The sequence below is a fragment of the Agrococcus sp. HG114 genome, assembly GCF_024723325.1.
Classification (GTDB): Bacteria; Actinomycetota; Actinomycetes; order Actinomycetales; family Microbacteriaceae; genus Agrococcus.
Map to the genome: position 1 here is coordinate 22,121 of NZ_JANQCH010000013.1, position 8,886 is coordinate 31,006.

An 8,886-nucleotide genomic window follows, 5' to 3' on the forward strand; every position below is an offset into this window, starting at 1 on the left:
GTCTCGGACGGGAGGAGCCGGCGGGCGCGACGTGGCGCCCACCGGCCTCCGGCGGCGCGTCAGCTGCCGGCGAGCTGCTCGTCGAGCGACTGGATCGCCTGCATCATGCCGCGCAGCGCCTCGCCCATCTCGGAGATGCCCTCGATCGCCTTCTCGAGGCCCGTCGTGAGCTCCTCGTAGCCCTCGCCGAACTTGCCCGACGCGTGCTGCGTCTTGAAGTCCTCGCCCAGCAGCGTGTCGACCTGGCCCTTCAGGTCCTTCAGGACACCCGAGATGTCCTCCTTGCCCGCGTCGAGCTTCCCCGCCACGGACTCCATCTCTGCGTACGATGCGCCGAAATCGGCCATGCGACTGATCACTCCCTCAAGTCTGACGTGATGGCCCGGTCCGGGCCGACGCATCCACGGTATGGCCGGGCGCCCCCGAGCGCGATGGGGAGAAGTCCCCTGGCGGCTGCGGGCGCCTAGCCTGGAGGCATGGGCACCATCACCGTCTCGGCGATCTGCTTCGAGCGCGAGGACGGCCGGGTGCTCACGGTGCGGAAGCGCGGTACGACTGCGTGGATGCTCCCGGGCGGGAAGCCGGAGGGTGGCGAGACCGCCGCCGAGTGCGCCGTGCGCGAGGTGCTCGAGGAGCTCGGCGTCGAGATCGGCATCGACCGCCTCGAGACGATGGGCGAGTTCGTGACGCGCGCGGCGAACGAGGCGGGCTTCGCGCTCGTCGCGAGCGTGTTCCGCACGCGCGACGCGATCGATCCGCACCCCCGCGCCGAGATCGAGGCGGTGCGCTGGATCGACCCGGCGCTCGGCATCGACGACGAGGCGGAGGCGCCGCTCAACCGGGAGCTCGTGTTCCCGATCCTGCTCGGCGAGCGGTCGATCGAGCGGTAGGGCGCGCGGGGCCGCAGACGAGAGAGGGGGCCCGACCAGCTCTGGTCAGGCCCCGCTCGGTGTGTTGGACGACTGGCTCTCGCCGAGTCGTGCAATGCCCCGTCCCTGAGGCCACTTGCACTCCGGCGCGATGCACCGGACCCCTGTCTCGTTGCGCCCGTTTCCCCTCGCGGGGCCCCAGCCGGGCGTCCTGCCACCGTAGGGGGCAGCCCTATGAGGCGTCGATGGGGAGAACTACCCATGTCTGGGAATCGGTCCTCCCCCGCGCGTCGGGACGGGGGTGGGGCGGCGGGGACGATAGCGCTCCCAGACGCCCCGGTACTGCTGGTATCCGCCCCGCATGCACGCCGCCGCCCACGCGAGCCCGACGGCGACGCCGACCGCCACCGCCCATCCCACCGCGGCGCCGACGCTCACGAGCAGCGCGCCGCCGAGCAGCCCGAGCACGCACGCGTTCACCACGACGATGAGCACCATCGAGCTCCCGAACAGGTGGGTGAAGGTGCTCCGCTCGCGCAGGAACGAGTAGGTGCGGATCATGCCGGCCTCGTCGTCGTGCACCGACGCGAGGAAGAGGTCGGCGACCGCCGGGTCCAGGTCGACGTAGCCGCCGCGCAGCCGGTTCATCGCGACGACGTACATCATGTCCTCCTGCGCGACGTTCATGACCCGCAGCTGCGTGAGGATGCCGATCACCGCGACGAACGCCAGGATGGCCAGCATCGCCGGCGAGAACCAGCCCGAGTACGCCGAGGCCTGCCCGAGCAGCCCGATCGTCACCAGCGCCGCTGACACGAGGGTGAGGAACAGCGTGATGCGGGTGAGCACCTCGCTCTGCGCGGTGCTGCGGGCGGCGAGCAGTCCCCAGTGCTCGGTCGCGAGCATCTGCACGCGGCGCGCGAGTGCCGCGTCGGTCTCCGCTGCGTGCGGCTCCTGGCCGTCGGCCATGGCTCATCATCCACCCGCTCGGCGCGCGCCACCAGGGGCGCTCGCGCGACCCGTCCCGCCGGGCTGGACCGGCGCATCCGCCCCCTACCGCTTCGCGCGGGGGCTGCGCCAGTGCAGCATCCAGTCGCCCGCGATCTCGGCGAGCAGCGTCGGCATGAGGTTGTAGACGCCGTTGCGCGCGGCGACGAGCACGGAGCTGCGCGTCTCGGTCGTGAGGTGCGCGAGCCGGTGCGACAGCTGCTTGAAGCGGTCGGTGCGACGGATGCGCTCGCTGTCGTAGGCGCGCAGGGCCTGCTCGAGCGGGTGGTCGGCGAGGAGGATGCCGAGGGTCGCGGCGTCCTCGAAGGTGAGGTTGCCGCCCTGGCCCAGGGTCGGGAGCATCGCGTGCGCGGCGTCGCCGAGCAGCACGACGCCGGGGCGGTGGAAGCTCTTCAGCGGCGTCGCGAGCCAGTGCAGGTCGCGGCGCGTGATCGACGCCTGCGGCGTCGCGGCGATGTGGTCGCGCACCTCGGGCGCCCACGTGTCGAAGCGCTCGCGGGCCGCCTCGAGCTCGTCCTTCGCGGTGCGGCCCATGCGCGCGTGGGCCATCGCCCACCAGTAGACGCGGCCGCCGTCGATCGGCATCATGCCGAACTCGGCGCCGCGGCCCACGTACTGCCGCGCGCCCGCGGGCGAGTCGGCCTCCGCCTGCAGGACGCCGTACCAGCAGGTCGCCCCCGAGTAGTCGGTCGCGGCCTTGGGCCACAGGGCCTTCCGCACGGCGGAGTCGATGCCGTCGGCGCCCACGACGAGGTCGGCTTCGATCGTCTCGAAGCGGCTGTCGGCGTCGGCGCGCACCTGCTGCTTCGTCGCGCGCCGCTCGGCGCGCCGGTCGACCGGATCGTCGCCCGGCTCGAGCGCGCGCTGCAGGCCGCGGCCCACTCGGATGCCGAGCGCGCGGTCGGCGCGCGCCTGGCGCTCCGCGCGCGCGTCGCGCGAATCGGGGTCCGCAGCGCCGTGCTCGACCGTGACGCTCGGGCGCCCGCGCTCGCCGTCGGTGACGCCGACGACCCGCATGCCGGTCTCCACTCGGCGGTCGCCGCGCAGGAGCTCGAGGAGCGTCGCGCGATGGATCGCGTGCACCGCGCTCGACTCGTGCGCGAAGCCCTGCTGCAGCCGCGACCCCTGATCGGTGAAGACTCCCTCCGGCAGTGCCCTGACCGCCTGCTCTCGCACCGCATCCGCCACGCCCAGCTCCTCGAGCGCTTCGAGCCCGTTGCTCGTGATGCTGATGCCGGCGCCCATCGCGCGCACCTTCGGCGCCGCCTCGAGCACGCGCACGTGCCAGCCCGCGGTCTCGAGCGCGCGAGCGGCGGCGAGGCCGCCGAGTCCGGCACCGACGATGATGGCGGTCTGCGTCATGGCGGCAGGCTATCGGGGCTGCCCGGACGCCACCATGCAGGGTGGCCCGTCGTGCCGCGCGGTCAGTCGCGCTCGGGCGCGTCCGCCTCGCCGGCCCGCTGCGAGACGCGGCGGTCCCAGACGAGCCACTTCTCGTCGACCGCCCGCTCGATGTCCACCCCCGTGGCTTCCGCGAGCGCGAGCAGCATGCCGAGCGCGTCGGCGAGCTCGAGCGCGAAGCGGCGGTCGATCTCCTCGGGGCTGTGCCCCTTGTCGCGCTGCCTGCCGGTCTTGGCGAGCCACGCCTGCACGAGCTCGCCCACCTCCTCCTGCAGCTTGAGCACGAGCCAGTCGGCGTCGCGCTCGAAGCCGTACACCTCGGCGTAGCGGCGCGAGATGGCGTCGATCTGCTGGGCGAGCGCGCGGAGCTCCATGCGGCCCATGCTCGCACGAGGGCCTAGATTCGATGATCATGGAGAACGCCTTCGACGACCTGCTCGCCCACAACCGCGACTTCGCCGCATCCTTCGACCTGCAGGGGTTCGACGGGGTCGCGAAGTCGGGCGTCGCGATGGTCACGTGCATGGACTCGCGCATCGATCCCCTCCGCATGGTGGGGCTCCAGCCGGGAGATGCGAAGATCCTGCGCAACCCGGGCGGCCGGACGACCGAGCGCACGCTCGTCGCCCTCGTGCTGGGCGTCAACCTGCTGGGCGTCGACCGCGTGCTCGTCGTGCAGCACACGCGCTGCGCGATGGCGTCGAAGTCGGAGCGCGAGCTGCTCGTCGACATCTCGAAGGCGGCGGGCACGGATGCCTCGTGGCTCGACCTCGGCGCGATCGAGCACCAGCGGCTCTCGATCATCGAGGACGTGCACCGCGTGCGGTCGCACCCGCTCATCGGCGACCGCGCGCGGGTCGGCGGCTTCCTCTACGACGTCGACACGGGCCTGCTCGAGCAGGTCGCCTGAATCTCAACCGGTCCAGTGGTCGGCGGACGCGATTATCGCGTCGCCCGACCACAGAACCGGTTGAGAAGTGCATGATCGAGGCATGAGCGTGTTCGAAGCGGTGCCCCTCGATCGGCTGCGCGAGCGCACGAGCGTCAAGTGGCGGTTCTTCGAGCCCGACGTGCTGCCGATGTGGGTCGCCGAGATGGACGTGCTGCCCGCCGAGCCCATCACGCACGCCGTGCACGATGCGATGCTGCGCGGCGACACCGGCTACCCGCACGGCACGGGCTACGCGGAGGCGTTCGCCCGCTTCGCATCGGACACCTGGGGCGCCGAGGTCGCGGTCGACCGCACCGCGCTCGTGAGCGACGTCATGATGGGCGCGTTCGAGCTCATCCGCATGCTCACCCCGCCCGGCGGCTCGGTCATCGTCACGAGCCCGGTGTACCCGCCGTTCCACGCGTACTCGCGGCACGCGGAGCGCTCGGTCGTCGAGGCGCCGCTCGGCGACGACCTGCGGCTCGACCTCGTCGCGATCGAGGAGGCGTGCGCGCGAGTCGGGGGCGTGGCGGATGACGGCCGCGCCCGCGCGGTGCTCCTGCTGTGCAACCCGCACAACCCGACCGGCACGGTGCACACGCGCGCCGAGCTCGAGCGGCTCGCGGCGATCACGGCCCCCTACGGCGTGCGCGTGATCTCCGACGAGGTGCACGCGCCGCTGCTCTTCGACGCCGAGTTCACGCCCTACTGGACCGTCGACCCGCGCGGCCTCTCGCTCACGAGCGCGTCGAAGGCGTTCAACCTCGCCGGCCTCCGCACCGCGCTCGTCGTCGGCGGCGACGACACGGCCGCCGACCTCGCGGGCATCGCCGAGGTCGTGAGCCACGGCCCCTCGCACATCGCGTCGATCGCGCACGTCGCGGCGTTCGACGAGGGGCGCGAGTGGCTCGCCGACGTGCTCGACGGCCTGCGGGACAACCGGGCGCTCCTCGCACGGCTGCTCGCCGAGCACGCGCCCACGATCCGCTGGCGGCCCGGCGAGGCGACGTTCCTCGCATGGCTCGACTGCCGCGGCACGCGCGTCGCCGATCCGGCCTCCGCTCCGGACCCCGGCTACATCGGCCTCTCGACCGGCCCGGCGAAGGCGTTCCTCGAGCGGGCGCGCGTGGGCCTGAGCGCCGGCGAGGCGTTCGGCACCGGCGGCGCGAACCACGTGCGCTTCAACCTCGGCACCCGCCCCGACGTCATCGAGGAGGCCGTGCGGCGCATGGGCGCCGTCGCCTGACAGCCGCGGCGAGCACTACGGCGCCGCGGCGAGCAGGTCGACCATCCGCTCCTCGAAGCCCGGCTCGACCTCCATCACGACGCGGTGCCGAGCGCCCTCGCGGTCGGGCCACTCGCCCCACGCGCCCTCGAGCGTCGTGATCGTGCGGCCGCGCGCGGGCCCGTCGGAGCAGTCGACCGTCACGTCGACGATCGGCGAGAGCGTCGTGCGCACGAGCCCGGTCGCGACCGCGAGCGCGAGCGCGTCGTGGTTCCCCGAGGCTCGCTGCCCCGTGTAGCCCTCGTAGTAGGCGAGGTAGAAGTCCAGGATCCGGTCGCAGAACCGACCGACCGCTCCCCCGGCCGCGAGGCGCGCGCGGTGCTCGTCGGTGATGAGCGACGTCATCGTCACGTCGAGGCCGACCATCGTGAGCTCCCACGGGGCGTCGAAGACGACCTGCGCGGCCTCGGGGTCGTGCCAGATGTTCGCCTCGGCCGTCTCCGACACGTTGCCCGGCGCGAGCGCGGCGCCGCCCATGACGGTGACCTGGCGGATGCGCTCGGGCAGCTCGGGATCGGCGTCGAGCGCGGCCGCGAGGTTCGTGAGCGGCCCGACCGCGACGAGCTCGAGGTCGCCGGCGTGCTCGTGGCTGAGGCGGAGGATGAGCTCGACCGCGCTCTCGGCCGCGAGCCGGGGCTCGTGGGCCGTGTCGGCGCATCCGCCGAGCCCGTCCGCCCCGTGCACCTGCGGCGAGAAGACCGCGGGGGCGCCGTTGCGAGGACCCGCCGCGCCGACCGCGACCGGCACGTCGCCGTGTCCGGCGAGCCGCAGCACCTCGGAGGTGTTGCGCGCGCCCTGCGCGACGTCGACGTTGCCCCACACGACGGTGCAGCCGACGAGGTCGATCTCGTTCGAGAGCGCTGCGGTGAGGATGGCGAGGGCGTCGTCGATGCCCGTGTCGACGTCGAGGAGCACGGTGGTCACGGCCTCGAGCCTAGGCGGCCCGGTGGCCCACCGGCCGCGGGCGCTACTCGACGCAGAGGCAGAACGGGTGGCCCGCCGGGTCGAGCATGACCCGGAACGTCTCGCCGGGCTGGTGCTCGTGCCGCGTCGCGCCCAGCGCGACGACCGCCGCCTCCGCCTCGTCGAGGTCGTCGACGTCGACGTCGAGGTGCATCTGCTGCGGGTGCTCCTGCCCCGGCCACTCGGGCGGCCGGTAGCCCTCGACCTGCTGGAAGCAGAGCATCTGCCCGTAGTCGGCCTGGATCTCGACCCAGTCGTCGTGGTCCTTGACGACCGGCCAGTCGAGCACCGCGCCGTAGAACCGCGCGAGCGCGGCGGCGTCGGGGCAGTCGATCACGAGCGTGGGGAAGCGTGCGATGGCCATGCGCGCGAGGCTACGCGGCGCGGCCCCCGGCCACCAGGGGCGGCCGCTCAGAAGCCGTGGACGAGCGGGAAGATCGGCAGCGCCTCGGGGTGGTGCGCGTGCACGATCACGAGGAAGACGACCGCGTCGAAGAGCAGGTGCACCGTCACGACGTAGAAGAGGTTCTTCGTCCACGAGAAGATCGCGCCCTGCACGAGCGCGAACGGGATCGTCAGCAGCGGCCCCCACGCCTGGTAGCCGAGCTCCCACAGGAACGAGACGAAGATGCCCGCCTGCAGCAGGTTCGCGAGCCACGGGCGGAAGTGGCGCAGCAGCAGCGTGTAGACCGTGCAGATGAAGAACAGCTCGTCCCACAGGCCCACCGCGTTCACGCCCATGAACAGGCGCGCGATCATGTTCGCGTCCTCGACCGCGGGCCAGTTCCGGTACACGCCCGAGGTGAGGAAGTAGAAGGGCAGGATCAGGTAGGCGGCGAACACGACCACCACGAGGTAGGTCCACATGCGCCGCGTCCAGCGCCCGCCCTTCCACGGGAACCGCACCGCGTGATCGCGGTAGAGCCAGCGCGAGATCGAGTACGGGATGAGCACGGCGCCGCCGAGCGCGAACGCGAAGCGCAGGATGCCGGCGTCCGACAGGTCCGCGTGGAGCGAGATGAAGCTGATCCACGTCAGGGCGATCGCGATGATCGCGAGGTCCTGCCCGAGCTTCCGCGACAGGCCGGCGCGGTCGGTGAGGATGCCGCCGACGACGCCCGCGACGAGCGGCACGTAGCCCCAGTCGCTCAGCGCCCAGAACAGCAGCACCGCGCTGAGGGTCACGAGCGCCGCGGGCACGATCGCGAGCAGATGCGTCGGGCTCCCCTCGGCACGGATCGTCCGCCCCGCGGAGCGGTCGGCGGGCGCTGCGGCGGCGGTCGTCACGGCATCAGCCTACGGACGGCTCCCCGGTCATCCGCCCGGATGATCCCGCTCCGCCGGGCGATGCAAAGCGGGCGGATGCGCGGGGCCGCGCCGAGCGGGCGGTGCTCCGATGGGAGCATGCACACGAACCGGCTCGATGCCCACGCGCTCACCCACACCTACGGGCACGGCGACACCGCCGCGCCCGCCCTCGCCGACGTCTCGCTCACGATCGGCGCCGACGGACCCGAGGCGGTGGCCGTCATGGGACCGTCGGGATCGGGGAAGTCGACGCTCCTGCACGTGCTCGCGGGCATCATCGCCCCTGCCTCGGGCCGGGTGCTCTGGCGCGGCGGCGACCTCGCGGCGATGCGCGACGCGGAGCGCACCCGGCTGCGGCGCAGCGACTTCGGCTTCGTCTTCCAGTCGGGGCAGCTGCTCCCCGAGCTGCCGGCGATCGAGAACGTCGCCCTGCCGCTCATGCTCGGCGGCGGCTCCCGCTCGGGCGCCGAGGCGGCCGCGGCCGCCCTGCTGCACCGGCTCGGGCTCGGCAGCATGCTCACGCGCCGGCCGGGCGAGCTCTCGGGCGGTCAGGCGCAGCGCGTCGCGATCGCGCGCGCCCTCGTCGGCTCGCCCGGCATGGTCTTCGCCGACGAGCCCACGGGCGCGCTCGACCGCGCGACCGGCGACGCGGTCATGAGCCTGCTCATCGGCGCGACGCTCGGGCACGGCGCCTCGCTCGTCGTCGTCACGCACGACCCGGAGGTCGCGGCGATGTGCTCGCGGGTCGTGCGGCTCCAGGACGGCCGCATCGTGAGCGACGAGCGCGCGGCGGCGCCGGCCGCCTCGTACGGCGCCGCCCGCGCGGAGGCGTCGCGATGAGCGCCGTGCGGCTGTGGGTGCGGCTCGCCCGCGCGACGGGCCCCCGCGCGACCGACGTGCTGAGCGCGATCGCGTTCGCGTTCGCGACCGCCGCGCTGCTCGCGGTGCTCGGCGGCGTGAACGCGTTCCGGGCGCGGCTCGAGGACGGCAGGGTCGAGCAGTCGTCCGGCGCGCTCGTGCTCACGCTCGCGCTCGTCGCGGCGGCGCTGCTGCTGCCGGCGGTGTGGACGCTCGCGCAAGCGGCGGTGCCCGTCTCTTTTACACACCTTACGCTGCCCCCC

The 8,886-nt window shown here is 73.3% G+C and carries 11 protein-coding genes and 1 pseudogene; 5 read left to right on the top strand and 7 right to left on the bottom strand.

Annotation, left to right across the window (positions count from 1 at the left end; genetic code table 11):
• Positions 1-59: 59 nt before the first annotated feature.
• On the bottom strand, positions 60-401 hold the full coding sequence (locus tag NWP09_RS02840) for a WXG100 family type VII secretion target (RefSeq protein ID WP_309137096.1): 342 nt from the start codon (positions 399-401) through the stop codon (positions 60-62).
• A gap of 75 nt (positions 402-476) precedes the next feature.
• Here NWP09_RS02840 and NWP09_RS02845 point away from each other — a divergent pair, with 75 nt between their 5' ends.
• The gene (locus tag NWP09_RS02845; RefSeq protein WP_258274030.1) at positions 477-890 is read left to right on the top strand and encodes an NUDIX domain-containing protein; all 414 of its coding nucleotides are present in this window, start codon (positions 477-479) and stop codon (positions 888-890) included.
• 234 nt (positions 891-1,124) lie between these two features.
• Here the strand turns inward: NWP09_RS02845 and NWP09_RS02850 are convergent, their stop codons facing one another.
• The 3 genes from NWP09_RS02850 to NWP09_RS02860 form a co-directional block, all read right to left on the bottom strand.
• A complete protein-coding gene (locus NWP09_RS02850; RefSeq protein WP_258274031.1) occupies positions 1,125-1,838 on the bottom strand; it encodes a hypothetical protein in 714 nt (237 codons plus the stop codon).
• Between the two features lie 84 nt (positions 1,839-1,922).
• A complete protein-coding gene (locus NWP09_RS02855; protein WP_258274032.1) occupies positions 1,923-3,239 on the bottom strand; it encodes an FAD-dependent monooxygenase in 1,317 nt (438 codons plus the stop codon).
• 62 nt (positions 3,240-3,301) lie between these two features.
• Positions 3,302-3,652, bottom strand: a complete 351-nt coding sequence (locus NWP09_RS02860) for a pyrophosphatase (protein WP_258274033.1) — start codon at positions 3,650-3,652, stop codon at positions 3,302-3,304.
• A gap of 38 nt (positions 3,653-3,690) precedes the next feature.
• Here NWP09_RS02860 and NWP09_RS02865 point away from each other — a divergent pair, with 38 nt between their 5' ends.
• Both NWP09_RS02865 and NWP09_RS02870 read left to right on the top strand, forming a co-directional pair.
• A complete protein-coding gene (locus tag NWP09_RS02865) occupies positions 3,691-4,188 on the top strand; it encodes a carbonic anhydrase (protein ID WP_309137097.1) in 498 nt (165 codons plus the stop codon).
• An 82-nt stretch (positions 4,189-4,270) separates the two neighbouring features.
• Positions 4,271-5,455, top strand: a complete 1,185-nt coding sequence (locus NWP09_RS02870) for a MalY/PatB family protein (RefSeq protein ID WP_258274036.1) — start codon at positions 4,271-4,273, stop codon at positions 5,453-5,455.
• A gap of 15 nt (positions 5,456-5,470) precedes the next feature.
• Here NWP09_RS02870 and NWP09_RS02875 read toward each other — a convergent pair whose 3' ends face one another.
• From NWP09_RS02875 to NWP09_RS02885, 3 genes are read right to left on the bottom strand one after another with little or no spacing between them, the layout of a single operon-like run.
• A complete protein-coding gene (locus NWP09_RS02875) occupies positions 5,471-6,418 on the bottom strand; it encodes a nucleoside hydrolase (protein ID WP_258274037.1) in 948 nt (315 codons plus the stop codon).
• Between the two features lie 43 nt (positions 6,419-6,461).
• On the bottom strand, positions 6,462-6,821 hold the full coding sequence (locus tag NWP09_RS02880; RefSeq protein WP_258274038.1) for a VOC family protein: 360 nt from the start codon (positions 6,819-6,821) through the stop codon (positions 6,462-6,464).
• Positions 6,822-6,868: 47 nt separating this feature from the next.
• Entirely contained in the window at positions 6,869-7,696 is an 828-nt protein-coding gene (locus NWP09_RS02885) for a CPBP family glutamic-type intramembrane protease (protein WP_258274043.1), read from the bottom strand.
• 165 nt (positions 7,697-7,861) lie between these two features.
• On the opposite strand from NWP09_RS02885, the gene NWP09_RS02890 reads away from it, so the two are divergent.
• Both NWP09_RS02890 and NWP09_RS02895 read left to right on the top strand, forming a co-directional pair.
• Positions 7,862-8,605 (top strand): ABC transporter ATP-binding protein, encoded by a 744-nt coding sequence (locus tag NWP09_RS02890; protein ID WP_258274039.1) that lies wholly within the window; start codon positions 7,862-7,864, stop codon positions 8,603-8,605.
• Positions 8,602-8,886, top strand: a pseudogene (locus NWP09_RS02895) (hypothetical protein); the annotation flags it as partial. The gene NWP09_RS02890 and the pseudogene NWP09_RS02895, both read left to right, overlap by 4 nt.

Coding starts and splice junctions, on each gene's coding strand:
- NWP09_RS02840 (WP_309137096.1), bottom strand. CDS start 401: ATGCGTCGGCCCGGACCGGGCCATCACGTCAGACTTGAGGGAGTGATC.
- NWP09_RS02845 (WP_258274030.1), top strand. CDS start 477: ATGGGCACCATCACCGTCTCGGCGATCTGCTTCGAGCGCGAGGACGGC.
- NWP09_RS02850 (WP_258274031.1), bottom strand. CDS start 1,838: ATGGCCGACGGCCAGGAGCCGCACGCAGCGGAGACCGACGCGGCACTC.
- NWP09_RS02855 (WP_258274032.1), bottom strand. CDS start 3,239: ATGACGCAGACCGCCATCATCGTCGGTGCCGGACTCGGCGGCCTCGCC.
- NWP09_RS02860 (WP_258274033.1), bottom strand. CDS start 3,652: ATGGAGCTCCGCGCGCTCGCCCAGCAGATCGACGCCATCTCGCGCCGC.
- NWP09_RS02865 (WP_309137097.1), top strand. CDS start 3,691: ATGGAGAACGCCTTCGACGACCTGCTCGCCCACAACCGCGACTTCGCC.
- NWP09_RS02870 (WP_258274036.1), top strand. CDS start 4,271: ATGAGCGTGTTCGAAGCGGTGCCCCTCGATCGGCTGCGCGAGCGCACG.
- NWP09_RS02880 (WP_258274038.1), bottom strand. CDS start 6,821: ATGGCCATCGCACGCTTCCCCACGCTCGTGATCGACTGCCCCGACGCC.
- NWP09_RS02890 (WP_258274039.1), top strand. CDS start 7,862: ATGCACACGAACCGGCTCGATGCCCACGCGCTCACCCACACCTACGGG.